The 26,652-nt window shown below is 69.3% G+C and carries 28 protein-coding genes and 3 pseudogenes; 18 read left to right on the forward strand and 13 right to left on the reverse strand.

The window, feature by feature from the left end:
* Positions 1–996 precede the first annotated feature (996 nt).
* A complete protein-coding gene (locus ABD329_RS43215; protein WP_344317896.1) occupies positions 997–1,710 on the forward strand; it encodes a transposase in 714 nt (237 codons plus the stop codon).
* 1 nt (position 1,711) lies between these two features.
* On the opposite strand, the gene ABD329_RS43220 is transcribed toward ABD329_RS43215, so the two are convergent.
* Positions 1,712–2,020: a hypothetical protein gene (locus tag ABD329_RS43220; RefSeq protein WP_198279903.1), complete on the reverse strand. Its 309-nt coding sequence runs from the start codon at positions 2,018–2,020 to the stop codon at positions 1,712–1,714.
* 74 nt (positions 2,021–2,094) lie between these two features.
* Between ABD329_RS43220 and ABD329_RS43225 the strand changes: the two genes are divergently transcribed.
* The 8 genes and pseudogenes from ABD329_RS43225 (at position 2,095) to ABD329_RS43260 (ending at position 8,955) form a co-directional block, all read left to right on the forward strand.
* Positions 2,095–2,688 carry an IS630 family transposase gene (locus ABD329_RS43225; RefSeq protein WP_425574450.1) on the forward strand — a complete coding sequence of 198 codons (594 nt, stop codon included), beginning with the start codon at positions 2,095–2,097 and terminating at the stop codon, positions 2,686–2,688.
* A gap of 794 nt (positions 2,689–3,482) precedes the next feature.
* On the forward strand, positions 3,483–4,805 hold the full coding sequence (locus ABD329_RS43230; RefSeq protein ID WP_198279904.1) for an MFS transporter: 1,323 nt from the start codon (positions 3,483–3,485) through the stop codon (positions 4,803–4,805).
* Between the two features lie 82 nt (positions 4,806–4,887).
* Positions 4,888–5,481: a TetR/AcrR family transcriptional regulator gene (locus ABD329_RS43235; RefSeq protein WP_198279905.1), complete on the forward strand. Its 594-nt coding sequence runs from the start codon at positions 4,888–4,890 to the stop codon at positions 5,479–5,481.
* A 248-nt stretch (positions 5,482–5,729) separates the two neighbouring features.
* Positions 5,730–6,491: pseudogene (locus ABD329_RS43240) on the forward strand (transposase family protein); the annotation flags it as partial.
* A gap of 2 nt (positions 6,492–6,493) precedes the next feature.
* Positions 6,494–7,231: a hypothetical protein gene (locus ABD329_RS43245; RefSeq protein WP_198280478.1), complete on the forward strand. Its 738-nt coding sequence runs from the start codon at positions 6,494–6,496 to the stop codon at positions 7,229–7,231.
* A 127-nt stretch (positions 7,232–7,358) separates the two neighbouring features.
* Positions 7,359–8,096: a dienelactone hydrolase family protein gene (locus ABD329_RS43250; RefSeq protein WP_198280477.1), complete on the forward strand. Its 738-nt coding sequence runs from the start codon at positions 7,359–7,361 to the stop codon at positions 8,094–8,096.
* Positions 8,097–8,302: 206 nt separating this feature from the next.
* Positions 8,303–8,602, forward strand: coding sequence for an alpha/beta fold hydrolase (locus ABD329_RS43255; protein ID WP_198280476.1), 300 nt, complete (start codon positions 8,303–8,305; stop codon positions 8,600–8,602).
* 164 nt (positions 8,603–8,766) lie between these two features.
* The gene (locus tag ABD329_RS43260) at positions 8,767–8,955 is read left to right on the forward strand and encodes a hypothetical protein (protein ID WP_198280475.1); all 189 of its coding nucleotides are present in this window, start codon (positions 8,767–8,769) and stop codon (positions 8,953–8,955) included.
* A 169-nt stretch (positions 8,956–9,124) separates the two neighbouring features.
* Here ABD329_RS43260 and ABD329_RS43265 read toward each other — a convergent pair whose 3' ends face one another.
* The 3 genes and pseudogenes from ABD329_RS43265 to ABD329_RS43275 form a co-directional block, all read right to left on the reverse strand.
* Entirely contained in the window at positions 9,125–9,403 is a 279-nt protein-coding gene (locus ABD329_RS43265; RefSeq protein ID WP_344317894.1) for an aldo/keto reductase, read from the reverse strand.
* Between the two features lie 18 nt (positions 9,404–9,421).
* The gene (locus ABD329_RS43270) at positions 9,422–9,763 is read right to left on the reverse strand and encodes an aldo/keto reductase (protein WP_344317897.1); all 342 of its coding nucleotides are present in this window, start codon (positions 9,761–9,763) and stop codon (positions 9,422–9,424) included.
* Between the two features lie 237 nt (positions 9,764–10,000).
* Positions 10,001–10,441: pseudogene (locus tag ABD329_RS43275) on the reverse strand (MBL fold metallo-hydrolase); the annotation flags it as partial.
* A 338-nt stretch (positions 10,442–10,779) separates the two neighbouring features.
* Between ABD329_RS43275 and ABD329_RS43280 the strand changes: the two are divergent.
* The gene (locus ABD329_RS43280) at positions 10,780–11,601 is read left to right on the forward strand and encodes a DUF1963 domain-containing protein (protein WP_198280474.1); all 822 of its coding nucleotides are present in this window, start codon (positions 10,780–10,782) and stop codon (positions 11,599–11,601) included.
* A gap of 254 nt (positions 11,602–11,855) precedes the next feature.
* Positions 11,856–12,278: a VOC family protein gene (locus ABD329_RS43285; protein WP_198280473.1), complete on the forward strand. Its 423-nt coding sequence runs from the start codon at positions 11,856–11,858 to the stop codon at positions 12,276–12,278.
* A 16-nt stretch (positions 12,279–12,294) separates the two neighbouring features.
* On the opposite strand, the pseudogene ABD329_RS43290 reads toward ABD329_RS43285, so the two are convergent.
* Positions 12,295–12,435, reverse strand: a pseudogene (locus ABD329_RS43290) (integrase); the annotation flags it as partial.
* Positions 12,436–12,518: 83 nt separating this feature from the next.
* Between ABD329_RS43290 and ABD329_RS43295 the strand changes: the two are divergent.
* Entirely contained in the window at positions 12,519–13,481 is a 963-nt protein-coding gene (locus ABD329_RS43295) for an amidohydrolase family protein (RefSeq protein ID WP_198280471.1), read from the forward strand.
* A 637-nt stretch (positions 13,482–14,118) separates the two neighbouring features.
* Here ABD329_RS43295 and ABD329_RS43300 read toward each other — a convergent pair.
* Genes ABD329_RS43300 through ABD329_RS43310 form a run of 3 tightly spaced genes read right to left on the reverse strand, consistent with a single transcriptional unit; the run spans position 14,119 to position 17,811 of the window.
* The gene (locus ABD329_RS43300; protein WP_198281113.1) at positions 14,119–15,129 is read right to left on the reverse strand and encodes a 1-aminocyclopropane-1-carboxylate deaminase; all 1,011 of its coding nucleotides are present in this window, start codon (positions 15,127–15,129) and stop codon (positions 14,119–14,121) included.
* 13 nt (positions 15,130–15,142) lie between these two features.
* Positions 15,143–16,420 (reverse strand): MFS transporter, encoded by a 1,278-nt coding sequence (locus tag ABD329_RS43305; protein WP_198281114.1) that lies wholly within the window; start codon positions 16,418–16,420, stop codon positions 15,143–15,145.
* Complete coding sequence (locus tag ABD329_RS43310; RefSeq protein WP_198281115.1) at positions 16,417–17,811, reverse strand: M20 family metallopeptidase; 1,395 nt, start codon at positions 17,809–17,811, stop codon at positions 16,417–16,419. The genes ABD329_RS43305 and ABD329_RS43310 overlap by 4 nt, the downstream gene beginning before the upstream one ends.
* A gap of 198 nt (positions 17,812–18,009) precedes the next feature.
* Here ABD329_RS43310 and ABD329_RS43315 point away from each other — a divergent pair, with 198 nt between their 5' ends.
* Positions 18,010–18,918, forward strand: coding sequence for a LysR family transcriptional regulator (locus ABD329_RS43315; protein ID WP_198281116.1), 909 nt, complete (start codon positions 18,010–18,012; stop codon positions 18,916–18,918).
* 585 nt (positions 18,919–19,503) lie between these two features.
* Here ABD329_RS43315 and ABD329_RS43320 read toward each other — a convergent pair.
* Positions 19,504–19,767 carry a hypothetical protein gene (locus tag ABD329_RS43320; protein WP_344317895.1) on the reverse strand — a complete coding sequence of 88 codons (264 nt, stop codon included), beginning with the start codon at positions 19,765–19,767 and terminating at the stop codon, positions 19,504–19,506.
* A gap of 261 nt (positions 19,768–20,028) precedes the next feature.
* Here ABD329_RS43320 and ABD329_RS43325 point away from each other — a divergent pair, with 261 nt between their 5' ends.
* A complete protein-coding gene (locus ABD329_RS43325; RefSeq protein ID WP_198278727.1) occupies positions 20,029–20,727 on the forward strand; it encodes a hypothetical protein in 699 nt (232 codons plus the stop codon).
* 203 nt (positions 20,728–20,930) lie between these two features.
* On the opposite strand, the gene ABD329_RS43330 is transcribed toward ABD329_RS43325, so the two are convergent.
* Together ABD329_RS43330 and ABD329_RS43335 are read right to left on the reverse strand one after the other, a co-directional pair.
* Positions 20,931–21,239 (reverse strand): hypothetical protein, encoded by a 309-nt coding sequence (locus ABD329_RS43330; RefSeq protein WP_198278726.1) that lies wholly within the window; start codon positions 21,237–21,239, stop codon positions 20,931–20,933.
* Between the two features lie 404 nt (positions 21,240–21,643).
* A complete protein-coding gene (locus ABD329_RS43335; protein ID WP_198278725.1) occupies positions 21,644–22,624 on the reverse strand; it encodes a nucleoside hydrolase in 981 nt (326 codons plus the stop codon).
* 334 nt (positions 22,625–22,958) lie between these two features.
* Between ABD329_RS43335 and ABD329_RS43340 the strand changes: the two genes are divergently transcribed.
* On the forward strand, positions 22,959–23,216 hold the full coding sequence (locus ABD329_RS43340) for a DUF6207 family protein (RefSeq protein WP_198278728.1): 258 nt from the start codon (positions 22,959–22,961) through the stop codon (positions 23,214–23,216).
* Positions 23,217–23,534: 318 nt separating this feature from the next.
* Here the strand turns inward: ABD329_RS43340 and ABD329_RS43345 are convergent, their stop codons facing one another.
* Both ABD329_RS43345 and ABD329_RS43350 read right to left on the reverse strand, forming a co-directional pair.
* Positions 23,535–23,972: a GNAT family N-acetyltransferase gene (locus ABD329_RS43345; RefSeq protein WP_309142792.1), complete on the reverse strand. Its 438-nt coding sequence runs from the start codon at positions 23,970–23,972 to the stop codon at positions 23,535–23,537.
* 802 nt (positions 23,973–24,774) lie between these two features.
* Positions 24,775–24,972, reverse strand: a complete 198-nt coding sequence (locus ABD329_RS43350; RefSeq protein WP_198278724.1) for a hypothetical protein — start codon at positions 24,970–24,972, stop codon at positions 24,775–24,777.
* Positions 24,973–25,335: 363 nt separating this feature from the next.
* On the opposite strand from ABD329_RS43350, the gene ABD329_RS43355 reads away from it, so the two are divergent.
* The 3 genes from ABD329_RS43355 to ABD329_RS43365 are packed head-to-tail and all read left to right on the forward strand — an operon-like array spanning position 25,336 to position 26,404.
* On the forward strand, positions 25,336–25,743 hold the full coding sequence (locus tag ABD329_RS43355) for a hypothetical protein (RefSeq protein ID WP_198278723.1): 408 nt from the start codon (positions 25,336–25,338) through the stop codon (positions 25,741–25,743).
* Positions 25,740–26,111: a hypothetical protein gene (locus tag ABD329_RS43360; protein WP_198278722.1), complete on the forward strand. Its 372-nt coding sequence runs from the start codon at positions 25,740–25,742 to the stop codon at positions 26,109–26,111. Before ABD329_RS43355 ends, ABD329_RS43360 begins: the two co-directional genes overlap by 4 nt.
* Entirely contained in the window at positions 26,108–26,404 is a 297-nt protein-coding gene (locus tag ABD329_RS43365; RefSeq protein WP_198278721.1) for a hypothetical protein, read from the forward strand. The genes ABD329_RS43360 and ABD329_RS43365 overlap by 4 nt, the downstream gene beginning before the upstream one ends.
* Positions 26,405–26,652: the final 248 nt, after the last annotated feature.

A 26,652-nucleotide genomic window follows, 5' to 3' on the forward strand; every position in this document is an offset into this window, starting at 1 on the left:
ACCTCCATCGAACGTTTCGTCGAGGAGGAATTCGCTCCCCGGTACCGCGCGGCCGAATCGGAGTGACATTCCCTGACGGGCTCGTCGCTGCGGCGAGCGACGCGCGAGAGCAGGCCCCCCGACTCGCCTCCAGCCATTCCGTCACCTTCGACTCGATGGCGCACGGACCAACGCTACTCCGCGGGCCGACCTCGATGCTCAGCCGGGCCATAAGAGACGCTGAGGGGTCAACTGAAGCGCTCAGTCACACCAAATGGCGCCGCAAGACCCTCGTGGTCTGCGCGGACTGCCACCAGGCCATCCACGCCGGGCAACCGACCGCGACACCCACAGGATAGTCACTGGAGAGCTACGTGCATCGAAAGGTGCCCGCGTGGTTCGGACCGGAGGCCGTTGGAAAAGGCGCCGCACGCAGCGGAAACCTCGCCACCGGCCTACCGGTGTTCCTGGCCGCCGGTGCGTGACCTGACCCGCCTGGAGCTGATCACCGAAGCGGTCCGTGCTGCACTCGAAGAAGTCGCCGGCACCTCCCCCTCACCTGCTCGACGGGCTGGTCGATGAGGACTGGGGGCTCCGCTACGGCCGGCCGGTCCGGCTGGGCAAGAACCCCACCAAGCCCAAGACCAGGATCCTCGCCACCGGAAACGATGCCGTCCGGCTCCTGGAACACCTCGACCGGCACGGAGCCGACCGCACCTGCGGTCCTCGTGTCCATGCCCTGTGCCAGATCATGGTGCAGAACTACCGCTATGACGCCGCAGGACACCTGCGCTGGCGCACCGCCGAGAAGGAAGGCGGGCCCGGGCTGCCGCCCTCGTCCCGAGCGATCGTCTCTTCCTACGGCACCTCGGCCCGCTATGCACGGCACGGACACATCATCAGCTGGAAGGGATCCGCCGCTCACCTGACCGAGACCTGCGGTCCCGACGGACCCAACGTGATCACGGCGCGGCGACCACCGCGGCCACCACCCACGACAGTCAGGTCCTGCCCGGCATCCACACACGCCTGGCGCGTCGCGGACTGCCGCCCGCAGAGCACCTGGTCGATGCCTGCTACACCTCCCTGCCCCACCTGGACCAAGCCGCCCGTGAACACCAGGTCACCGTCTCCGGGCCGCTGCGGAGCAACCCCACCCGTCAGCACCGCCAGAACGAGGGCTTCGCCCGGGACGACTTCTACATCGACTACGACCGCCGGCGGGTCACCTGCCCCCAGGGACAAGTCAGCCAGGGCTGGCATGGCCCCTACCCGACCTCCTCACCCACCGCGGCCCCGCTGACCGTGACCCGGTTCATCAAGAGCCAGTGCCGCCCCTGCCCCGTCCGATCCCGCTGCACGTCTACCGTCAACAGCGCCCGCACCGTGGGTTTTCCCCCACGCGAACTCCGCGACCTACAGCTCCGCGTCCGCACCGAGCACCAGACGCCCCAGTGGAAGGCCCGTTACACGGTCCGCTCCGGAGTGGAGGGCACGGTCAACGAATTCGCCCACGGACACGGCATGCGCCGCTGCCGCTGCCGAGGACAGGGAAAGGCCCACATCCAGCACGTCCTGACGGCCATCGCCGTCAACATCCAACGCCTCAGCGGACTGCCACCCACCGAGGAAGCCCCCATGCCCCGCCGACCAACCGCCTTCCAGAACTACCTCGACCGGCGCGAGAAGCCCCCGGCCAAGGTCGTGGCGAAGCCTGGGAAGGCAAGCTGAGTCATGGCGACATGCGCCGTGCGATGACCTGGTGGCAACGCCGCGCGCGGTCAGCCGGTTCATCGCTCGCACTGGAGAGTTCCGTCAGATAGTGGAGCCGCTCTCTGACGGCATCGGGGTTCCAGCCCTCAGCGAGGAACATCTCGGCCGCCTCTGCCACATCCCTTTCCGGTTCGAGGAGTAGTGCTCGGAACAAGCCGAAGAACCTGGTGGCGTCGTCCGCCGGTACTTCCACCGGGGAGGAGAGCAGCGATGCCCACTGCTGGGCACATGCCGCGAGACCCGACTCCATCGTGTCCAGCGTGATCATTTCGAACAGAAGGCCAGGGTCATCGGCCTCGGATTCGATAGCACGCTCGAGGTCAGTGGTCCGGGTCGAGGTCAGTGGTCCGGGTCTGGCGGGAGGAAACGTGGCCCAGGATCCACGTGAAGGCGAAGGCCGAGAGCGGTGAGGTGCTCTTCGCTGACCAGGTCGGTATCCGGTCCGACCAGGTCACCGGTCACACCTGGGGCGCCAGGGGGTGCACCCCGGTCGTGCGCCGAACGGGCAACCGGTTCTCGATCAACGCGATGTCCGCGATCAGCACGAAGGGCCGGATGCACTTCATGGTGTTCACCGAGACCTTCGACGCGGACGTGATGTGCCGCTTCCTGGACCGCCTCGCAGGCCACTTCGACCGCAAGGTCCACCTCATCCTGGACGGCCACTCCAGGCACCACTCCCGCAAGGTCCGTGCCTGGCTCGCCGATCACCCCGACCGGATCGAGCTGCACTTCCTGCCGTCGTACTCGCCCGAACTGAACCCCGACGAGAAGGTCAACGCCGGCCTCAAACGGAGCCTTCCGATGCACAGCCGGGCCCGCGACCAGGCCCAACACGCCGCCGAGCCGCGCAGGTTCTTCCACCGCCGCCAACGCCAGCCCCACATCGTCCGCGGCTACTTCGGCGGACCACACGTCCGCTACATCCTCGAATAGAACCCTTTGAATTTCGGATCAATAGGACACGATGAGCTATGGACCTTCAAGGCATAGGCGCCCTCGTCGCCGCAGCCGTCGCCGCGATCGGCATACCTACGGCACTCCTGCTGGGTCGGTGGCAGATGCACGCCTCCGTACGTGCGGCAGAGGAGACGGGACGCGCAGGTACTGCCCAAGCCGAGGCAACGTATCGGGCTGCTTTCGATGCTGTGCGAGCTGAGACATCGGCCGCGCACGCCCAGTGGCGCCGCAGTGTCCAGCGCGAGACGTATGCATCCTTCCTTCTCGCGGCAGATGAAGCTGCACGGCGACACACTCAGGACCGAAGACCGCCTGGCCGGCCTGCTCTTGCTCCTCTATGCGCAATGGCCCGCAGCGATCTCCCGCCTCACCACCGACCACACCGTGGAGACAGACGGAACCGTCCGCATCCGCCTCGGCGCCGTCCCGGTCGAGCTTCCCGTACCCGCCGTCGACCTCGATGGCCGATTCCAAGGGGTCGGTGGTCATGGGCGGTCAGTGGGCGCAGGACGGGCTGCCCTGTGTGGTCGTTGTGGCAGATCGCGGCGGGCAGCGATGCGAGGGCGCGCCGGCCGTCCGGATGGAAGTGAAGCAGCTCACCTGGGCAGCTTCGGAGCGGTAGGCCCGGCCTCGCAGGCCCGAAGTCCGCCGTGAGCCCGTGAGCGCGCCCCGGGCGGCGCTCGCCTCTCCCGCTTGACCTGAGTAGACCTGTCTGTCTAATATCCGCGATTAGACAGACAGGTCTACTCGCACTTCGGATGGGAACGGTCATGACGAATCGCTCGGTCGTCCCGGCGGCCAAACCGGCGCGCACCTCGTGTGCGGCGCCCGCCGACGCCGGATCCACTTCCGGATCCGACTCCGCCGGCGTATCCGCGCGGGGCCGGCGGCTGCCGCCGAACGTGGCGCTGTACGTACTCGCCTCGATCACCATCTCGTTGCTGGCGGCCTCCAGCGCGCCGACCCCGCTCTATGCGGTTTACCAGGCTGAATGGGGCTTCGACCCGATCACCACCACCGTGGTCTTCGGCGTCTACGCGGTGGCCGTGCTGCTCGGGCTGCTCACCATGGGCAAGCTCTCCGACCACGTCGGCAGGCGGCCGGTGCTGCTGGCCGCGCTGGCGGCGCAGGCCATCTCGATGGTCGTGTTCGCCACCGCCGACGGCGTGCCGGGGCTGATGATCGCCCGGATACTCCAGGGACTGTCGACCGGCGCCGCGCTCGGCGCGATCGGGGCGGGGATGATGGACATCGACCGGCCGCGCGGCACGATCACCAACGCGGTCGTCCCGGGCATCGGCACGGCGACCGGCGCGCTGGTCTCCGGCCTCGTCGTCCAGTTCCTGCCCGCCCCCACGCATCTGGTCTACCTCGGGCTGCTGGCGGTCTTCGTCCTCCAGGCCGTCGCCGTCGCGCTGATGGCGGAGACGGTGATCCGCAAGCCGGGGGCGCTGGCCAGCCTGGCGCCGGAGATCAAGCTGCCGCGCGCCGTACGCCGCCCGATGCTGGTGGCCGCGCCGGTGCTGTTCTCCGTCTGGGCGCTGGCCGGGCTGTACGGGTCGCTCGGCCCCTCCCTCGCCCGGCAGCTGACCGGTTCCAGGTCCGAAGTCCTGGGCGGGCTGAGCCTGTTCGTGCTCGCCGGGGTGGCCGCCGTCTCCGTGCTGGTCCTGCGGAAGGCGGCGGCCCGGACGGTGATGCTCACCGGCATCCTCGCGCTGATCGCCGGGGTGGTCCTCACCCTCGTCTCGATCCGCGGCTCCTCCCCCGCCGGCTTCTTCGCCGGCACCGCCCTCGCGGGCGTCGGCTTCGGCAGCGGGTTCCAGGGCGGCATCCGTACGGTGATGCCGCTGGCCCGGCCGCACGAGAGCTCCGGGGTGCTGTCGCTGCTCTTCATCGTCTCCTACCTGGGCATGGGGGTGCCCGCCGTGATCGCCGGGTTCCTCGTCGTCCACGGGGGCGGACTGACCGCCACCGCGCAGGAGTACGGCGTCGCCGTGATCGTCCTCGCGGCGTTCGCACTGCTCAGGCTGGAGCGCGGCGGCCGAGACGGGACGGCGGTCCTGCCGGGCGAGCGGGTCGGCGGCAGCGCCTGAGGGGTGGCCTCCGGCCGGGACCCGGCCAAAGGGGCGCGGCCGGGGCATAATGTAGACAGATCTGTCTGAAGGAGTAACCGTCATGGCGAGTGTCCAGAGCACCGCGAAGCCGTCGGCGCGTGAGCGCCTGCTCGCCGCCGCGAACGAGCTGTTCTACGCCGAGGGCGTGCAGAGCGTCGGGATCGACCGGGTCATCGAGCACGCGGGCGTGGCCAAGGCGTCGCTGTACAACACCTTCGGCGGCAAGGAGCAGCTCGTCCGGGCCTACCTCGACACCCGGCACGCGGGCACCGCCGACCGGATCACCCGGGCCGTCGCGGAGCGCGACACGCCCCGCGAGCAGATGCTGGCGGTCTTCGAGTCCCAGGGGCGGCAGTTCGACCGGCCCGACTTCCACGGCTGCGCCTTCATCCGCGCCGGCGCGGAGGCCAGCCCCGGCGGGCTGGTCCAGGAAGCGGCGGACGCCTTCCGCGGCTGGATGCGCGAACTCTTCACCCGCCTCGCCGACCAGGCCGGCGCCGCCGACCCCGACGCCTTGGCCCACCAGCTCCAACTCCTCTACGACGGCGCCGGCATCTCTGCCCTGATGGACCACGACCCCACGGTGGCCGCGGCCTCCCGCGCGGCGGCGGACGCCCTGATCGCGGCGGCGACGGGCGCATCCGCCCAGGCATGAGCCGCGCCCGGCACGCGGATCGGGACCGCGAGCGTGAACCACGCGGTCACCAGGGACACTGACGCGGCGCCGGTAGAGCGGCCCGGGCCAACCCACCGGGCCGCCGGCTCCGGTCGGGCCGATCCGCGGACGGTGCGCCGCAGCCTGCCCGGCCGACATCCTTCCGCTGGTTTCCCGACCCAGCACCACCAGATGATCGATTCCCAGGGATCGGCTGCACGCACGGGACAAGGACGCCCAACGTCAGGGTGAAAACAGAGCTGGACACCCTCAGGACCGCACTCAACATGAAGACCGACGACCTGCTGAAGACACCCCCGCGTCTCGCACCAGGGCGGCCGGCCGTGGGGATCACCCCGCCTCTCACCGACGCCGAACTGGTCACCCTGGCGATGACGCAGGCCATGCCCGGCTTCACCTCCGAGGCCAGATGGCTCCGCCGCGCCCGTTCCCACCTGCGGCGCCCCTTCCCGTACCTGCCGAAGCAGCCCGGCTACAACAAGCGGCTCCGCAAAGGCACCGGACTGCTTCGGCAGGTCACCCGGCTGCCGGCCACCGATACCTCGGTGTGGAGCGACGACGTATGGAACACGCACTCCACCCCGAGGGAACGCGGCCACTCCCGCGAGACCGACAAACCCTCCGACCTGACCGGATGGGCCGAGTACGGCCGCTGCGCCAGCCATAGCCGCCTCTTCTGGGACCTGCGGCCGCGCCTGGTGTGCACCCTCCAGGGCCTCCCCGCCGCCCTCCCCCCGACCGGCGCCAAGACCGACGAACACAAGACCCCGCTCGATCTCCACTCCGCCGAGCCCGGCCCCGCCGCCGCGCGTCCCGCCCAGATCTGCCCAGACGCTGATCGGCGACGAGAACTACTTCGGCCGGAGCTTCCAAAACGAGCCGGCCGAGCGGACATCCCGCTGCTGCGACCGGCCCCAAAAGGCGAGCCGGGGTGGCCGGGCACTCCGCTGTTCAAGCCGCTGCGGCAGGTCATCGACTCGGTCAACCAGCCTTGCTGGAGTGGTCGAACCGCTATGACCACCTGCGGGAAGTAACCCGCGACGACGTCCTCACTTACATCAAAACATTCCACGGTCACCAGCCGCGCGACCAACTCGTCGCCCTGCGGCCGCCGTTCACCTGGGCCACACGGCACGGGCTGGCCTCCCACAACTCCACCAGCCGCATCAGGGCCCGGCAGAGCGAGCACGGCGTGCTCCAACCGCTTCTGCCGGAACAGGCCGAGCGCTCCGTCACGGCGGCCACCACCCCGGCGGCACGACCCGACCCCACGTGCGCGGCTGCCCACGCCGCCCGGGCCGCCCAGACCGCCACCCTCGCCCTCGACGACATCGCCCTCGGCAACCGCCGGCTGACCATCGCCGGACACGCCCGATCTCTCGACGACTTCACCCGAAAGCCCCTGACGGACCGGGTGGGCCACCGGCGCCGCCGGTGGCCCAGCACGGCGAACCTCCACCTGCTGATCAACAACCAGACCGCCAACACAACCAGCCAGGCCCCGGCAACCACCGGATCAGCACGTCGATGCGGGGACAGGACGCCACCTCGGAGCGGCTCCGCGTCGACCGGCAACTCGAACAGGCCATGGTCCACGGCCCCGGCCCCGGCCCCTCCACCGTGCGGAAGTCTTCAGCCCCGACGAGAAGACCGCGATGCGCTAGGCGGACTCCGCACGGGCCCCGCTGGGGGCGTGGCCGAGATACGCGCCAAAGGGACAACGAGATGATCTTGAAGCCCTGAGCACCCGGCCCCCGTCTCCCATTCGGCTCAGTGTCGCTGGTGGTGATGTTGAGCATCTGCCCGCGGCAGAACACCGGCCGGACCGGGCTCGACGATCACTACAGTCCAGCCTCATGACGACGATTACGACGCGTACGGTCGAGTACCCGGCCGACGGTTTGACGATGATCGGGCACCTCGCACTCCCGGCCGGTGCCGACCGCCGGCCCGCGGTGCTGCTCGGACCAGAGGGCATGGGGCTCAGCGACGTCGAGCGCCGCCGGGCCGATGCTCTCGCCGAGCTGGGATATGCGGCGCTGGCCTTCGACCTTCACGGCGGCCGCTATCTGGGTGACCCCGAGGAGATGCTGGCCCGTTGCATGCCACTGCTCGCTGATCCCGACCGGATGCGGCACATCGGCCATGCGGCGCTCGAGGTGCTGCGCACCGAACCACGGACCGACCCCGACCGGATCGCCGCCATCGGCTACGGCACCGGGGGCGCCGTCGGGCTGGAACTCGGGCGCGACGGCGTCAGCCTGCGCGCGATCGGGACAGTCAACGCACTGACCACGGGCCGACCGGGCGAGGCCGCACGCATCCGCTGCCCGGTGTGGGCCGGGGTCGGGTCGGAAGACCCCATCATGCCGCCCGCGCAACGGAACGCGTTCACCACTGAGATGCAGGCCGCCGGCGTCGACTGGCGCCTCACGGTCTACGGCGGCGCCTTGCACGCCTTCCACCACCCCCCGGTCGACCACCCCGTCGTCCCCGGCGTCGGCTACCACCCACGGCACGCGCAGCGAGCCTGGCGCGACCTCCTCGACCTGCTCGCCGAGTGCCTGCCCGTGACGGACAACCTGGGGACATGACCCAGGCAAACATGCTGACGCCGGACCCGGTCGGCGCCGGACACTGACAATCCCCTCCCCACAAGTCCACACAGCAGCACCGCATCCGGGCCGATACCCGATCACGCAGACGCGGTCGCCCCGCACATCTCCAACCGCGACCCTGCCGCCCGCCGCCGCAGGTGAGCCCGCACGCATCACGGCTTGCAAAACCCCCGCTCTTCGGCATGTCCGACATTCTCGGCAACGCCGTCGGCTTCACCACCAGGCCGGACATGGACGCCCTCATCACCGCCGCCGGGCCCTTCGCCCTCGACGGACTGCTGACCACCCAGGACAACTGCCCGATGCTGGTGATCAACGGCGATCGGGATGTGCACGTCCCGATCGCGGACACAACGGTATTCAACCGCCGGCCGAACACGCAGGTCGAGCTCATTCCCGGCGGCAGCCACTGCGCCCTCAACAAGCTCGACCAGATCATGCCGATGATGATCAAGTGGATCGCCAACGCCCTGCACCCCTGACCGTCCCGGGCTCGGACGTGAGAGGTGCCGACGCGGCCCGGGCAGGTGCCGGGTTTCAGCCATTCGCGAGGCCGTCGCTGTGGCGGTTCGCCGAACGGCCCGACAGCGACTTCGTACGGCACGCCTGGATCGCGGGCAGCCCGGACCTGCCGTAAACAGGACGCATGAGCGAGGAAAGCGGCGATGTCCATCACCCTGGAGAGATCGTGCCGGAGTCCGGGATCTACGAGTGCGACTGCGGCCAGGCGCACGACTACAGCACGGACGTCAAAGGCCACCGGTTCCCTCCCCTACCAGCCGGCTGCACCGGTGAGGGCTGGAAGCTGAAGACCGCCGCTCACCCCGGCAGCTGACAGCCGGGCCCCCTCGGATTCAGATCCGCACCGGTCATGCTGCTGGAGGCGCTCGGCCGCCCCCTCCCTGGAGCAGGTCGACGAAGAGGGCGTGGAGTGCGAGCGGGGTCGTCGGCGGGGCACCGCGCCAACGTTTGTGGGGTGATCAGGTGGTGCCCCGCATCCGGATTCAGGGAACCAGGCGGCCGGCGGCGCGGAACAGTTCGTACCACTCGGCCCGGGTGAGTCGAAGTTCGGAGCCCTGGGCGGCGTCCGCGACGCGCTCCGGGTTGGTGGTGCCGAGCACGACCTGCATCTGAGCGGGGTGGCGGGTGATCCAGGCAGTCGCGATCGCGATGGCGGGGACGTCGTACTGGCCGACTAGGCGGTCAATAACGGCGTTGAGCCCAAGGTATTCCGGGAGCCGAGGAAGACACCCGTGAAGAAACCGGCCTGGAAGGGAGACCACGCCTGGATGTGATGTCGTTCAGACGGCAGTAGTCGACGATCCTTCCCCCGTCGAGGGTGGCCGACTGCTGCTCCGCAAGCATGTTCGCAGCGATCCCTTGAGCGATGATCGGCGCGTGTGTGATCGAGAGCTGAAGCTGGTTGGCCACGATGGCTGACGCACGTACCTGCGCAGCAGGTCGATCTGGCGTGGGGTCTGGTTCGAGACACCGAAGGCGCGCACCTTGCCCGAGGATTCGAGCTCATCGAAGGCGCGGGCCACCTCTTCAGGCTCGCCAAGCGCGTCGGGGCGGTACAGCGGCAGGATGTCGATGCGGTCAGTCCGCAGGGCCGCGAGTGAGCCCTCGATCGATGTGATGATGTGCTCGTGAGAGAAGTCGTAGTACGGCCATCACGATTCCCGCCTTGGTCTGGATCGTGATCTCGTCGCGCTGCGACGGGGTCCGTGGAGGGCCCGGAGCTTCCGCCAGGGGGCGAGGGCTGGCCATATGGCTTGGTCATGGCCGGCCTTGCGGACGCTTCCGACCAGCAGGACCGAACCGGCCTGCGAGACCACGGCCCGACCGTGCCCGAGGCCAGCGAGCCACCTAGCTGTGTTGTCCGGCACGTTGGTGACAGGCTTGCCCCACGGGATCAACCGGGCCAGGTAGGTGGCGAGCTCGCCCTGGCCCTCGAAGTTGAGCCGGCCACGTGCCCCTCGGCGAAGGCCATGCGGCTGCGCAGGTCCACCACCCACTCGCCCGAGGCCAGCCGGGAGGCGATCTCCTCGCCGTCCGCACGGCCCGGCGGAGTGAGATCGACCGCCCTCGTCCACCGTCGCGGTGTCGCCGTCGGCGACGGGGGTGCGAGCGAAGGCGACCGACGCCCCGGCCGGCACCAGGTAGTCGGCACCAGTCACGCGGGCCAGCTCCAAGCCGCCCGTGACGTAGTCGTTGTGCACGTGAGTTTCGGCTACGAAAGCGATGCGCACCCCGCGCCGGGCCGCTGCGGCAATGACCTGATCAATGTCGTGGGGTGGGTCGACCCCCGCTGCCGGGCCATGCTGCCCTCCCGGTCACATTGCCACAATTGCACGCGCGCCGGCCCGCAGCAGGACCAGGCGGGTGGTCAGCGTGCGGGTTGGAGGCACGGGCAGCGAATCGCTCGGCGGCCTCCAGCCGGATCCGCTAGCGAGACGCCTGCCGTTCGGGCGTCGGCCCGCCACCTTGCGGACATCTCCACCTTGCAGACATCTCACGCAACCGGCATAACGCACCGATCACACGTCGTCAGCCCCTGCCGACATCACGCGTCAAAGGTAGGTAGCGCCAAATCGCCTTGCCTTCAGGCGAGTTCGGTCCTGCCCATGCCCGCCCATGAGCCCGTTAGGGTGGCCCGGTGACCGACGCGAGCATGGACAGAGTGAACCGCTTCCGGGCCGAGGCGGCATCCCGGGATCTGCCGTCGGAGGAGGTGGAGGAATGGATACGTGTCGCCCGTCCGGCGGTGTACTTGGCGGAGGGCGGTAACGGTCCCCTCCTGGCCCGGGTCGGCGGCGACCCCATGCTGCCGCACGGCGTGCCGAGGCCGTCCGAGCCCTTCGTGGCCTCCGTCGACCTCGCGGCTCTCCCGCCGGGCGTCACCGGTCTCCCGCTCCCCGCCGACGGCCACCTGCTCCTCTTCTCCGGCACCGATGTGCACGGCATCGGAGGACAGGTGTCCGACGCGGTGCTGTTCGTCCCCACCGGGACCCCGACAACACCGAGCCCCCTCGAACACAGCCGGCGCGAGCCGTACCGGCCGCGTGAGCTCCGCACGGTCTGGCACCAGCCGAGCGCGCAGATGCCGGAGAGCTTCGCTCTCGACAGATGGGGCGGCCTCCCCGAGGACGAGCAGTTCGAACTCGCCGACGAACTCGCCGACGCCTGGGCAGACGGGGGCGGCTACCGCCCTTCCTGGGCCTTGCAGATCGGCGGCCATCCGGTCTCGCCCCAGAACGACCCCGTCCACTACGCCCGTGGTCCCGAGGAGGCCGGACCCTCCGAGCAGGGCGGTGCGGCCCACGGAGAGGGCGCCGACGACTGGGCTCTCCTGGCCACCTGGAGGTGCGGCGACGACGTCACGGAACTGGACTCCGGCGTGGCCCACTGGGTGATCCGCCGCCGGGACTTGGCGGCCCGGCGCTTCGACCGGGTCCACCGCTACGTCGAAATGGCCTGACCGCGCGGGGCGGGGACGGTCGGGCTGCCCGGAACCACCCATTGCCGTCCCCGGACCCGGCCCGGTCTGCCCGTGGGAGGGATACGGCCGTAGGCCCGTGGGGCTCGTGGGGCCCGTTGAGAATGGAATGCGGCTGGCGCTCGCGCAACCGGATGGCCCGGTCTCGCCGCACCAGGTCGTGCCTAATGCTCTGACCGCATACGTTCGCCGGATTGGGGTGGTTCGGCCACGCTGCTGACGGGCAAGATCGTCGGATGCCTTATCTCGGACTGGTGACCGTGGTCGTGCGTGACTACGACGAGGCCATCGCTTTCTACGTGAACGTGCTGGGGTTCTCCCTCTTGGAGGACACCCGAATCGATGACCGGAAACGCTGGGTTGTCGTCGCTCCACCCGGGGCGAGGGAATCGGCGGTGCTCCTGGCCCGGGCCGTGACCGGTGGGCAAGAGGCTCGTATCGGCGACCAGACCGGCGGCCGTGTTGGGTGGTTTTTGAACACCGAGGCGTTCGAGCGCGACTACGAGCGCATGAGGGCAGCCGGGGTTGTGTTCGAAGAGATACCGCGGCAGGAGCCCTACGGCACGGTCGCCGTCTTCAAGGATCTGTATGGGAACCGCTGGGACTTGATCCAACTGGTCCGTAACAGCGACGTCGGGGAGGCTGGTGACGTGAGATGAAGGGCGACCGGGCCGGTCACGCCGCCAACCGGTGTCGTCCGCCCCAGCGGATGCCCTTCTCGCCGCGGATGCGGGCGCGTTCCTTGCGCTGGGCGGCGAGCACGTCGGGGTGGCGGGCGTTGGCGTTGCGCCAGCGCAGGTAGCGGTGCAGGGCTTTCATTCATTGGAGTCGACCACGCCAATCATCGGACCGAGTTCCTACAGTGGCACACACAAAAGCCGCTGAGCCAGGAGTCCCTTATGGCAGCCGAAACCACTCGACTCATCGATGTGCACGCCCACTTCGTCACCGACAGCTATGTCGCCGCGGCTCGTGCCGCCGGCATCGAGCAGCCGGACGGAATGCCCGACTGGCCGGCGTGGAGCGTCGAACAGCATCTCGACCTGATGGAGCGCTCGGGCATCGAGAAGTCCTATCTGTCGGTCTCGTCGCCGGGCGTGCACTTCGGGGACGACGGCGCGGCCCGCACCCTCGCCCGCGTCGTCAATGACTTCGCCGCAGAGGTCGGCGCCGACCACCCCACGAGGTTCGGCCACTTCGCCACCCTGCCGCTGCCCGATGTCGAGGGCTCCCTCGTCGAAGCCGACCGCGCCTTCGACGTACTCGGCGCGGACGGTGTGGCCGTCAAGACTCACCACGGGGGCCGCTATCTCGGCGACCCGGCGTTCGAGCCGCTGTGGGCGCAGCTCGAGTGGCGCGGCGCCATCGTATTCGTCCACCCCACGTCCCCGCCGCACGCCGATGAACTCGCCCTGGGCCGGCCACGGCCGATGCTGGAGTTCCCCTTCGACACCGCCCGCGCCGCGAGCGACCTGTACTTCAACGGCGTACTGACCCGGTATCCGCACATCCGCTGGATCCTGCCGCACGGCGGCGGACCGCTGCCGCTGCTCGCCGACCGGATGGAGCTGCTGAGCGGCATGATGGACCTGCTGCCCGCCGACGCACCGGGCGCCGTCGAAGCGTTCGGCCGCCTCTGGTACGACATGGCAGGGACGCCGTTTCCGCGCCAGATCCCGGCCCTGGCCGCGGCCTTCGGCGTGGACCACGTTCTCTACGGCAGCGACTACTGCTGGACCCCGCCCCCGCTGGTCAAGGCCCAGGTCGAGTCCGTCGACTCCGCGCCGCAGCCGTCCGCCACGCAGAGCTGGCGGGACCTCACGACACGGAACGCGGGGCGACTGTTCACCAAGGACGCGTGAGCCGAACGGATCGGGTGGCCCGGCCCTCCACGTGGGCCGTCGCGCGCGGCACACGGCCACCCGTGACCCTTCACGAGAACCTCCTCGGGGGACCGCCCCGACCGAACCGCCCGGCGACCCGGAGCGGCGCGAGCTCCGCGCGGGCGTCCCCGCCCCCGCGGATGTCGCCGCGGGGTGGGAGTTCTCCGCGCCCGCTGACCTCATCCGCTCGGTCCGCACCACCTGCGGCATGCCCTCGGTGGATATCGTTGCGGGCGGAGCCGACGTTGCGCCACGGTCAAGGAGTTGGCGCTCCGTGCGAAGGACTTTCACGTCACTTCGAGGCACGGGGGCTGGTGGCGAAATCCGAGGCGGCACGGTGGGAGGGGGTGAACGCCACCGTCACCAGACCGCGACCCGGTGCCCCCATCCCCCATCCCCCATCCCCCTTCCCGCTGCCACGGTCAGTCGCCACCAGGTATCGAGGGATCTCGGTAGGGCAGCTCGCCGTGTTCTTCTTGCCGCGCTCGGCCGTGCTCACGTCCCGAGCGGCGGACGCTCGGCGCCTGACCGCGCGAAAGGCCTTGCCGACACGCGATCTCCGCCCGGGGCGGGCCGTGAGGACGGGTAGACCTCACCGGCGCTCTCCGGTTGACGCCTACCCGAACAGGGCGCTGTAGCCGTTCAGTGCCGGCTGCCCGCCGAGGTGGGCGTAGAGCACCTTGGCGTCCTTGGCGATCTCGCCTCGGGTGACGAGGTCGATGAGGCCCGCCATGGACTTGCCCTCGTACACCGGGTCGGTGATCATGCCATCGGTCCGTGCGGCCAGCCGCATCGCGTCCATGGTGGAGTCGTCCGGGATGCCGTAGGTGCCCGCGTGGTAGCGCTCGTCGAGCAGGATCTCGTCGTGGGTGAGCTCCCGGTCCAGGCCGATGAGCGACGCGGTTCCGCGCGCGATCCGGGCCACCTGGTCCCAGGTCTCCTTGGGCTTGGCCGAGGCGTCGATGCCGAGGATCCGCCGCGGCCGCCCGCCCAGCGCGGCGAATCCGGCGATCATGCCGGCCTGGGTGCTGCCGGTGACCGAGCACACCACGATGGTGTCGAAGAAGACCCCGAGCTGCTGCTCCTGCTCCGCCACCTCGAACGCCCAGTTCGCGAAGCCCAGCCCGCCGAGCCGGTGGTCCGAGGCGCCGGCGGGGATCGCGTAGGGCTTGCCGCCCGCCGCCTCGATCTCCGCGATCGCCTGCTCCCAGCTCTCCTTGAACCCGATGCCGAACCCCGCCTTCACCAGCCGTACGTCCGCTCCGGCGAGCCGGGACAGCAGGATGTTGCCGACCTTGTCGTACACCGCGTCCGGCCAGGCGACCCAGCTTTCCTGGATCAGCACGCACTTGAGCCCCGCCCGGGCCGCGACCGCCGCGACCTGGCGCGTGTGGTTGGACTGCACGCCGCCGATCGACACGAGCGTGTCGCAGCCCTGCGCCAGGGCATCGGCGACGAGGTACTCCAGCTTGCGGGTCTTGTTGCCGCCGTAGGCGATGCCGGAGTTGCAGTCCTCGCGCTTGGCCCAGATGTCCGCGCCGCCCAGGTGCTTGGTCAGGCGCTCCAGGCGGTGCACTGGCGACGGGCCGAACAGCAGCGGGTAGCGGTCGAAGTCGTTGAGGGACAAGGGATATCTCCGATCAGTGGATGTCGAGCCTGCGCCGCGCGAACGCCACGCAGGACAGGCTGAGTAGGGCCAGGAACATCAGGTAGAAGGTCGGCGCGAGCTTGCTGCCGGTCACATCGACGAGCCAGACGATGATCAGCGGTGTGGTGCCGCCGAACAGCATCACGGCGATGTTGTAGCTCACCGCCAGGCCGGTGGCCCGGTTGGTGACGGGGAACAGCTCCGCCATCATCGCGGGCAGTGGCGCGAAGTAACCGGCCTTCAACACGCCGACCAGGAACATCACGCCCAGTATCACCCCGAAGCCCGGGGCGGCGACCAGGAACGCGAGGCTCGGGTACACCAGCGCGAGGATCAGCGCCGCGAAGATCAGCATGATCCGGGTGCGGCCGAACCGGTCCGACAGGTGACCCACCACGGGAGTCAGGCCGGTCAGCACGATCCCGGTGACCAGAGTGGAGGCGAATCCGGTCGATGCCGGCAGGTCCAGTTCCTTCACCGCGAACGTGGGCATGTAGGTGATGAAGTAGCTGATCGCGGTGGACACGGCGAGCGCGCCCATGGCCACGAACATGCGGTCCTTCTGGGTACGGAACGTCTCCTTCACCGGCGCGCGTTCCTGGTCCGCGGTCTTGACGAACTCACCGGCCTCGCCGACGTAACGCCTGATGTAGTAGCCGACCGGGCCGATCAGCAGACCGAAGAGGAACGGGATGCGCCAACCCCACGACTCCAGCTGCGCGTCGGACAGCGTGGCCGTGAGCACCGTGCCGAACGCCGACGCGAGCAGCGTCGCGAAGCCCTGGCTCGCGAACTGCCAGCTGGCCATGAAGCCGCGCTTCTCGGGCCTGTGCTCGACGAGGAACGCGGTGGCGCTGCCGAACTCCCCGCCCGCGGAGAAGCCCTGGAGGAGCCGGGCGATCAGGATCGCGATCGGCGCGACGAGCCCGATCGTCGCGTACGGCGGCATGATCGCGATGAGCAGCGTCGCGGCCATCATGAGCCGGATCGACACCATGAGCGCACGCTTGCGCCCGGCACGGTCGGCATACGCGCCGAGCACGAGTGCCCCCAGCGGACGGACCACATAGGCCACCGCGAACGTGCCGAGCGTCAGCAGCAGCGACACGGTCTCGTCGGCGGTGGGGAAGAACTGTTCCGAGATCGTCGCGGCGAAGAAGCCGTAGACGAGGATGTCGAACCATTCCAGCGCGTTCCCGATGGACGCGGCGACGATGACGCGGTGCACCTTCACCGGTGGTGCCTCGGGGGCTACGGTCCGTGTGGTCATGGGTGACTCCTCACGGGAGAGTCCTCGCCGAGGTCCCAGAACAGGCCGGCCATGATGCGCAGGCCCTCCCGCGCCACCGGGGCCAGCAGGTGCTCGTCCGGGGCGTGCTGGGCGCAGGCGGGGTAGGAGTGCGGGATCCAGAGCGTGCACAACCCGAGCGCGCCTGCGAAGGCGTCGTTGGGAAGGCTGCCGCCGAGGTTCGGCAGCAGCGCCGGTTCCGCGCCGGTGGTGCGGCTGATCGAGCCGAGCGCCCAGTGCACCCAGGGGTCGTCCGGATCGGTCCGGGTCGGCGGCATGGTCGGGCCGACCTCGACGTCGACCATGGCAAATCCGTGGTCGTCCAGGTGGGTACGGAGGATGACGCCGAGCTTGTCGACGTCGGTGCCGACCACGGACCGGAGCTGGCAGTGCGCGTGGGCACTGCCGGGAATGGCGTTGACCGGGGTGTCCGGGTTGCCGGCGGCGAGCGAGAGCACCTCGACGCTGTTCCAGCCGACGAGGCGCTCGGCCGGGGTGAGACCGGGTTCGCCCCAGCCGTCGTCGACGGGCGGATCGTCCGGTCCGCCGCCGACCGCGATGTCGCGCAGGGCTTCCCGGACGTTCTCGGGGACCTCCCGCGGCCGCAGACCGGAGACGAGGATGCGGCCCCGCGCGTCGACGATGGAGGCGAGCGCCGCCCCCAGCACGGTCGCCGGGTTGCGCAGCAGACCGCCCCAGTTGCCGGAATGGTAGGAGCCCTCGCGCAGGTCGACCCGCAGCGTGAACGGGGTGGAGCCGCGTGAACCGAGGAACAGCGTCGGCCGCTCCGCGGCCACGCGCGGCCCGTCGGACGCGATCAGTACGTCGGCGGCGAGCTCGTCCCGCAACTGGGCGCAGACCGTGCGCAGGCCCGGCGAGCCGGACTCCTCCCCGGTCTCGACCAGCACCTTGAGGTTGAAGCCGAGCCGACCGCGCACGCGGAGCACTTGCTCGAGTGCCGCGAAGTTGATGGTGTGCTGGCCCTTGTTGTCGGCGGTGCCGCGGCCGTACCAGCGGTCGCCCTCGACCACGACCTGCCACGGATCGAGGCCGGGCCGCCACCGCTCCGGCTCGCCGAGGACGACGTCGCCGTGGCCGTAGACCAGCACCGTCGGCATCTCATCGCCCTCGTGCCGGGTCGCCACGAGCAGCGGGTAGTCGCCGGCGGGGTTGTCGATGACGCGCGCCTCGCAGCCCAGCCGGCCGGTGAGCGCAGGGGCCAGCTCGTCGGTGAGGTAGGAACGCAGCGTCCGCGCCCCGGCCCGGTCCTGGCTTTCGGTCGCGAACGCGACCCGGCGGCCCAGGTCGGCGAGGAATTCCCCGGAATCGTAGTATTCGGTGGCGCAATCGATCACGGCAGCACGGGTCATCATTACCCTTAACGTGAGAAACGTGCGATTTACAATGCGTCCGGCCGGTGTGCTGAGTTTACGGAGCGGGATAGGGCGGCGATAGAGCGGGAAATTGCACGTTTTCGAAGGGTGTATTGCCCTGGCGGCAACGGCTACGGTCGGCGGCTCCCCCACCACCACCCTCAGCGGACGCGCTTCGCACTGGAGTACATTCTCGGAATGCACCTCCTGCCCACGTCGCTGCGCTACTTCCTCGAGGTCGCGCGCACCGGTTCGATCAGCGAGGCCTCGGAGCGCCTGCACGTGGCGACGTCGGCGATCAGCCGGCAGATCGCGAAGCTGGAGCAGGACGTCGGGGCGCCGCTGTTCGAGCGCCAGCCGCGGGGGATGGTGCTGTCGGAGGCGGGCGAGATTCTCACCGCCTACGCCCGGCGCAGCGCGCTCGAGGCCGAGCAGGTGCTCGCCGACGTGCACGGCGTCGAGGCCCTGCACCGCAGTACCGTCAAACTCGCGAGCTCCGAGGGTTTCGCGCGCGATTTCCTGCCGGCGGCTATCACCGCATTTCGGGAAAAATATCCGGGGGTGCGGTTCCGACTGAATGTCACCGGCCCCACCGCGGCGACGCGGCAGGTGATAGACGGCACGGTGGACCTGGCCGTCACTTATAGCCTCGGACCGGAATGGGGAATCAAGGTCGAGTATTCGCAGCAGCAGCCGATCTACGCGCTGATGCCCGACGATCATCCGCTGGCGCACCGGGAGTACGTCGAGCTCGCGGACCTGCTGGAGTACCCGCTCGCGCTGATGGACGAGGGAACCACGATCCGGCAACTCTTCGACGTCTGCGTCGCGCTGGAAGGGCTGAGCTTCGAGCCCGCGCTCGTCAGCAACTACTCGGGTGCGCTACAGAGTTTCGCGCAGCTACGCGGCGGGGTCACCCTGGTCGGTCCGCTGACGGTGCGGCGGCGGCTCGGTGCCGACCGCCTGGCGATCGTTCCCATCCACAACCCGGAACTGAGCCGCCGGAGCATGCAGATCCAGTCGATGGCGCGGCGCGCATTGCCCGCGGCGGTGCGGGCCTTCCTCGCGCACCTGATCGAGCAGATCGGTGATGACATTCCCATGTAGGCAGATCCTTGGCGGCGGCCCAGGCCGATTGGCGTAACTCCTGGCAACAGCGACGCGGCATTACCTGCCTTCAGCTCGGCGAGGAAGCAGCGGGGCGACGCCGTGGTTGACGAGTTCGCGCGTGAGGCGACCCGCACCAGCAGGTCGGTCTGACCACTGGCGGCCCTCAGCCCGTGTGCAGGCGGTCTTCACCTGCTTCACCGGCTTCACACGCTTCACCTGCTTCACCGGGCGTCAGGAGTGCTCCCGATGCAGGCCGACCGCCGATCAGGGCACCGGCAGTTCCCGCTCACGGGGCAAGAACTCAGGGAGGAGGGGATCAGCCCGGCGACCGGTAATGACGTTGGGTGGGACGGTAGGGCTGGTCCCGTGCCCCATCACGGGTCTCGTTAAGGTGTCCTCGAGGGGACGGGCTTGGTGGGTGCCGTGCTGAGCCGGGCTGAGGCGGTGCGGCGATCCCACGCAAGCGGGACCAGGAGAGATTCACTGCTGGTTACGCCCCTTGCTACCCCCGGTCCGGCACCGCTACAGGCGCACGGTGAACTTCCCGTCAGGCCGCTTGCGCAGCCAGCCACGATCGGCGAGCTAGGTCATCTTCGCCCGCAGCGGCTCCAGCTTCCCCCGCACCCCCACCTCAAGCCCCCATTCCTCACCCACCGACTTGACCTGCACCGCCCCTCCGACGGCCCGCACGATCGCCAGGATCCGGCGGTGGTCGGCAGGCAGCGCGGCTTCGTCGTCCGTCTCACCGCGATGCGGGATCAACAGCACCGCACGGCCCGCCACCTGCGCTTTCAGCGGAGTCGCCGCCTCCGCAGCCTCCGTATCGGCCTGGTCCTCCCTGGCCACCCGCCGGTGAGTGGCAGTGGCATCCGCACGTTTACCCGCGCCGACGACGCCCACGGCGCCCGGTGGATGCGAAACCGTCGCTACTCGCGGCCAAACGCGGTCCGACGACCATCAGGGGCCAGCAGGCGGCAGCTGACAAGCCGCACCCAGTGGGTCTGAGAACAAGCCGTCATCCAACTTGCTTTGGCGACACCGATTCCACAACGCACCAACAAGTCCTAAAATGTGTTGGCTCGGGGCCAACGGGGGAGGTTGACGAGCGTGGATCCGACACCGGTGCTCATTGTGATCGCCTTGCTCTGCTGGTTGGTCTACGCACTGTTTGTGTGGATCCGCACAGCCGTGCACCGGCGGCGGCTGCCGGAGCCGTCGGTCGCCCCGGGCCAGTTGGAGATCTATCAGGGGCAGGCTTTCCGCGAGATGTGCCGACGGGCGGCGAACCCGGGGCGGCGCGTGACGATGACCGACTACTTCGCCGAGCGAGGATGGAATCGGGCAGACGTCATGCGCATCCTGGCCGAGCTGCTCAAGCACAAAATGATCGTTGTGGAGGGCTGGCGGTTCGGCAGCTACAGCGTGACGCACAAGGGCTGGACCGAGTACGAGGGCAAGTTCATCTGGACAGGAGGCGAAGGGGTGCACATCTCCACCGGACCGGGCGGCTTCGTCGTGGCCAACGTCAACAGCCATCACTCGGTGGCCCACGGAGGCTACGGCAACCGAGCGAACGCGCCTGACATTCCCCACCAGCAACTGATCGACGCCCTGCGCACGGACGCGGACACCGCGACGTCCGACGAGGCGGTAAGGGCGCGGGAGTACGCCGACGACCTGGCCGCGGCCGTCGACGCGCAGGATGCCGACAGGACGGCTCGCGTCCTCGGAAGGATCAACGCCCTCCTGTCCACCGCTACGGCCGCCTTCACCCTGGCCCGCGGGCTCCTGCCATCCGGCTCGTAGCGGAACGGATCTCGATCGAAGCTGCGGCATCCGCGCAGGCCCGACCGTCACCGCCCCCATCCACCCGTCCGCCACGAGAAGGAACCCGGTGGCAGGCCGCAGTGCCGTGCTGTGGGCCACCACCGTCGTCGGAGAGGGCGATGCCTACGTGAAGTGGCAAGGCCAAGGACTCCAGCGGACCGGGCCCTGACCGCACCGCATACCTACCCGGCCCATTGCGGCACGGCCCAAGCCATCACCGCCCCCGACCGCGACTCCCACACGACCTCCCCCACAAGCACCATCGGATCCCGCGTTTCAGCACGGCCGTCCCACAACTTTAGACGGACGTCGGCATCGCGCATAGCGATGGCGCTGCTCACCACTACCTCACTGTCATTGACCACTACCCCATCCTCGACCGCATCAGGTAGCCGCCAAGGCCGGTCAGCAAAGGGCGCATCGCCGTCACAGAGCGCGAACTGCCGACGCTCCACCCCGACCACCTGCTCCACAGATCGCATCACTGCCACCTCGCTCTCCTCACCAGATCGTGATCTCGCTGGTCGGCGCTGGCCCGGGAACGGGGACGGCCACGAGTGATCACCACTGTTGAAAACAGATCAGGCAGTGGCCGCAAGCCACAGCATGGTGTTACGCCAGGGTGCTCGTCGGCGCGGGACCCGGCAGGCAGGTCATCCGCCACTCCCCTCCTACGTCGACCTGCCCGCCGCCCTCGGCGCGAAGGCACTGTGGCCACACCACGGCCGACGGTGCGCCGCCCCGCCCCCTCGACCACGCCCACACCGACATGTCCGCAAGGCCCCTGCCTCGCTGACGCCCACGATCGCCCAGGCCGCTTCGATCGAGGGACACCCGAGGCGCCCAGGAGCTGTCCTGGGGGGATTGTCCAGGGATAGGGCATGTGTGCTTTCAGTTACTGGACGGCCTCAGGTGTGATCAAAGCGCGGTGGATGCGGTCCATGGCAGTGGCGGCATCCACGGTGGCAGCTATCCGCACCGGAGGCCGTTGATCGGGGATGCCCCCGTGGATCGTGCTGAACTTCCGTTCGTCGATCAGTGTGGCGCCACGCGCATGTCCCGCAAGTTCGACCATGACCTGGCGCTCTTGGTATGTCGCCAAGGACTCATCAACCATGATGGCCGCGGCCAGTGGGTCGTGCAGGACACAGCCGACGGTGCCGTGAGCGTCACTGTAGAGGGCAACGTAGGTCTCGAGCACCGATGACGCGAAGCGGGCAGCCGGGGCGGCCGCATCCGAGATCAGCTTCAGCCAGGATGCGTCAGCCCACGCGTATTCGGTCATGTCCAGCGGCACCATGATCAGGTCGAACCCCGCGCGCAGCACCTCCTCCGCTGCCTCCGGATCATGTGCGGAGTTCGCCTCGGCCCAGGCAGTGACATTGCCCGCGACGTGGAACGCGCCGCCCATGAGCACCACACGGCGCAGGAGTCGGGGGAGGTTCGGCTCCATCCGAAGGGCGAGGGCGATGTTGGTCAGCGGCGCCAGGGCGAGCAACGTCAGTTCTCCCGGTCGTTGTCTGGCCAGGCGCACCAGCTGCTCCGCTGCTGATTCCGCGCTGACCTGTCGCGGTGAGGGAGGCCCCGCCTTGCTACCCAGGCCATCTTCGCCGTGGACGAACTCTGCCGTCTGCAAGGGCTGCTGAAGAGGAGCCGGATGGCCCACGGCAACCGGTACCTGATCCAGGCCGACGACGTCGAGCACACGTAAGGCGTTGGCGGCCGCCACGGCAGTGGGCACGTTGCCGTGCGCGGCTCCGACGGCGACGATCTCGACGTCCGGCTGGGCGGCCAGGAACAAGATCGCCCAGGTGTCATCTACCCCGGGGTCCGTATCGATGACAACGGACAAACGGGTGGAAGCGGCAGGTGACATACAGGTCCTCCTCTTGCTTTCGTCAGGTGGATGTGGCGGTTGCTCAGTCTTCGCTTCCGCTACTGTTTCGGCATCCAGGCAAGAGCGGAACGCTTTTCCCGGTCAGCGGGCTGCTGAACTGTGGGACAGCTTGCGCGTCTCAGGTCGTCTGCACTCCCACGAGGCGAACCCGCGAAACCGGTCGGGCTCTCCCTCGATCCCGAAGAACCGGCTGGCGAGGCGGACGGGGGTCCGGGCGTCCCACTTCGACTGGTTGACTTCGACTGGTTGACCCGCATCATCCGCTAAGCCCCTACCCGCAGGGAACCTCGTACGAGTGGCGTGCAGGCCCCTGGTGCACCGGCCTGGCGCCAGCGGCGTCGCGTCAAGCAGGGACAGTATCGATGACGTGCATGTGTGTGAGCCGGGCCTGGTGGTCCTGGAGGACATCACGGCCGGGGATGAGGAGACCGCGGTGGTGGTAATGCCCCGGCTGGATGCGCTGCGGGCGACATCCGGCGTCCGGCCTGTCCGGCGGGTCGCGGGTGAGCCCGGAGTGCGGACCCGCCTGTACGCCGACATCCGGCGCCCCGGCTCACCCAATCCGGTGTGAGCGTCGTGCCCTTGACTCGAAGCGTGTTATACCAGCCCTGGCCAGTGGACGGCGCGTGGTACGAGGAAGGTCCTTGGGCGCCATGCGTCAGCCGGCGGTGTCCTGCTGTGGGTAGGCGCGGCGGTGGCCAGGCCGGGTTCCGCCGCCAGGCGGTCCACGCCACGGCCTCGGCGAACGGGCCCTGGCGTTCCTCGCGCATCGCGAGGACTTGATACCTGTTTCGGATCCAGTGCATGTGGCGGCGGCACGCCGGTTCACGAGGGGACTCGCTCGACGCCGCACTCGTGGTGGTGCTGAGCAGAGATTGGCCGACCGATGTCACAGGGGTGTTCGGCCTTCACTTGCGGCGAAGTCGTCGCTGCTCAGTGCGTAAACGGTGCAGGGACGGCCCAGGACGCTGTCTTCACGCAGAGGTGTGAATCCCAGGCGGCGGGCCACGGTGGTGGAGGCGGTATTGCCGTGGTGGATCATGGCCGTGATCTGCCCGAGCCCAAGTGCGCCGAAGCCCCATGCGAGGACAGCACGTGCTGCCTCCGTGGCGTAGCCGTTGCCCCAGTGCGCTCGGACGAAGGTCCACCCGATCTCGGTCTCGCCGAACGTCTCCCACCAGTTGAGGCCGGAGCGCCCGATCGCCTCGCCGGTGCTGTTCAGTTCGACGGCACACAGGCCGTGTCCGCGCTGAACCCACTGTTGGCGGATGTCCCGGAGACGCACTGCGGCCTGCTCGTTGGTGTAGGCGCCAACGGACTGGTTCACCTGGTCATCGGTGTGGAGACGTACCCACCAGTCGATGTGGCTTCGGAGAGCGGACGCAGGCGGAGGCGTGGTGTGGTGAGCACCGGCCTCAGCCCACCGGGCGGCAGATCACGTCCGCTGTCTGTCGTTGCTTCCATTCGGAGCCCTCCCTGTCTCTGACGTGATCAAGCATGCAGGCTGATGTGAGGGTCGGTACAGCATCGGGTGAGGCGGTGGTGTCGGCGCAAGGCGCGCAAGTCGTTGTCCCCGGCCGTTCCCGGCCGGGGACAGCTCGCGGGTGGCAGGTCGGCCGTCTCGTACTCCCCGGCCGCACGGAAGTGCGTACCGGAGACCAGTCGGCATCGCACCACCTCGTCCGTCGGCAAGGACACGATGGCGCTGGTGCGCCGTCGCGTCTCGGCGACGGCTCTGCCGATGAGAGCGGGCAGTCGGTCGAGCCGCTCGGGCGGCAGCGTGTGCGCTGTCTGCCAGGCGCGCAGTCGGTCCTCCCAAGAGCCGGCGCCCCGTGGCAGCGCGGTGTGCAGCCGGGCATGAGCCTCCTCGAACAGCTCTTCCGGCAGCCATTGCGCTGAGATCCCCGAGCATTCGTGGGCGTACTACGGCAGCGAGCGAGCCGGGTGCCCAGCCGCAGCCTGCCGTACGTGCGGCACAGTCTCCTGATCAACAGCGTGGTGGCGCTCACCCGTGAGTCGGGACTGCCGCGCGACTCCCCCTCACCTGTCACCCGCCGTAGCGGTGCCCCCTCGCCGACCGAGGTCACGCTCTTCCTGACGAGGGCGTGCGATCTGCGCTGCACCTGCTGCTATGCCTCGGCGGACGACACCCCAGCCAGGTACATGACGAGAGACGTCGCCAGCGGGGCATCGACTTCGTCATCAACAACGCCCGGCGCGAGGGCGCGCCGTTCACCGGGGTGAACTTTCACGGGGGGCGGTGAGCCGGGCGTCCACTGGCCGTTGAGGTGGACGATCACCCAGTCGATCTGATGGTCGGTGAACACACCGTTCCCCGCTGACGCCGCGGTATGAGGCGTCGGTTGCCGGAAGCCACGCCCGCCTCGGTGGGCTCGACGTTCAGGTTCGGACGACGAAGCGATGATGAGAACGGGGCGCGCCGCGGGTTCGCGCCCCTCTGCTCGCCGCGGCGAGGCACCCGGGCTGCGGAGGCGGAGACGTGGCGACGGTCGCGATCTTCTTGTTCGGGGCGGACATGGCTCTCTGTTCTCCTTGGACCTCCGGGCCAGGCGTCGACCGCGCCACACACACCGCGGACCGGCGAGGCGGCCCGGAGCGTTGATTACTAGACTTTGAAAGTCTAGCCTTGCTCGGGTGGATCACCGTTGACAACGCCCGATGGAGGAGATGTGAGAGCCGCCGACAGCACGGCGCGCCCTGGCCGCCTGGTCTGGATGGACATGGACCTGTGGAAGGGCCGGGTGAAAGAGCGCGCCGAGGACGACGGCATGGCCCGCGCCCGCTCGCGGATCCTCGAGGCGCTCCTGACGTCATACGCCGAAGGGACGCTCGACGCACCCGTTCCGGCCGGCAGCACATTCGGCACGGCGGAGCGGGGCGGATGCCGCGCCTACCTCGACGAAAACGTGTGTGAGAGAGCAGAGGACAGGTGGAAGAGGCAGGAGCGGGACCGCCGAGGAGGCGACCCTGGGTTCGGGCTGCTGTGTGAGGTACTGCTGCGGGAGTACGCCGAGGGGCGTGTGGCGCTGCGGATCACCGCAGCCCCCTCCGGGGGCACGGGGAGCGTGGCGGCATGAGCGAAACAGCAGCGGACGGACACGGGCCCCTGACCCCGCAACCCAAGACCACGGCGGAGGACCTGCGCGCGGCTCTGGTACAGATCGCGCCGAACCAGGTGGCCACGTTCGACGCCGAGCGGACGGCTGCGGTGGAGGCGGCCCGCAGCCAGGTCGACGCGGCTCCCATGCGCCGGTTCCTACGGCGGTGGGCGCTCACGGTGGCAATCGAGCGTGTACCTGCTCGTGCCGCGCGCCTGAGCGAGCTGGAGGCCCGCGCAGCTCAGGTGGAGGAGCTGGCCGAGGGGCGTGCCATCGCCGCCGAGGTGGCAGCCATCCATGCGGAGGCAGCGGCTGATGCCTGCATCGACGGTCGGAGCGCCGGGTGACCGAGGACGCCGGGCAACGGTGGCGCTGGGAGTACGAGCCCGACTACGAGCAGGTCGCGAAGGGGTTGCCCGAGCGCGTGGTTGCGGAAGTGGAGCGACTCGCCGGGCAGCTCGTGGACCTGGCCGAGATGGGGATCGATGTCACGGCCATCGGAGACGGCCCGAGACCAGGAGTCACCGGCGGCGTGCGGCGCCTCCCGGTCCTGGAAGACGGGTTCATGCTGATCCTGCCACTCCCCCGCCTGCAACTCGTCGCCGTTACCTACATCTGCCCCCCGTTCGCCGACCTGTAGCCCCGTGCACCACAACCCCGTTCCCGCTCCGGGAGCGGGCTCCGCTATGACCTTCCGGGTGGCAGTCCGCCCGGTCACCGAGGAGGAACCGCAAGCACCCAGGACATTGACGAGCCGGGTGGCGATCTCCCCCGCCTCACACGTAGTCCACAGCCCACGTATGGGGTGCCCATCACACTGGGCATCGTCATCGACGCGGCCACGAGCGCGCCCCCCGTCGGGCTGCGTCACCGGTGTGACCCCCTCGT

It is taken from the genome of Streptomyces javensis (assembly GCF_039525925.1).
Classification (GTDB): Bacteria; Actinomycetota; Actinomycetes; order Streptomycetales; family Streptomycetaceae; genus Streptomyces; species Streptomyces asiaticus.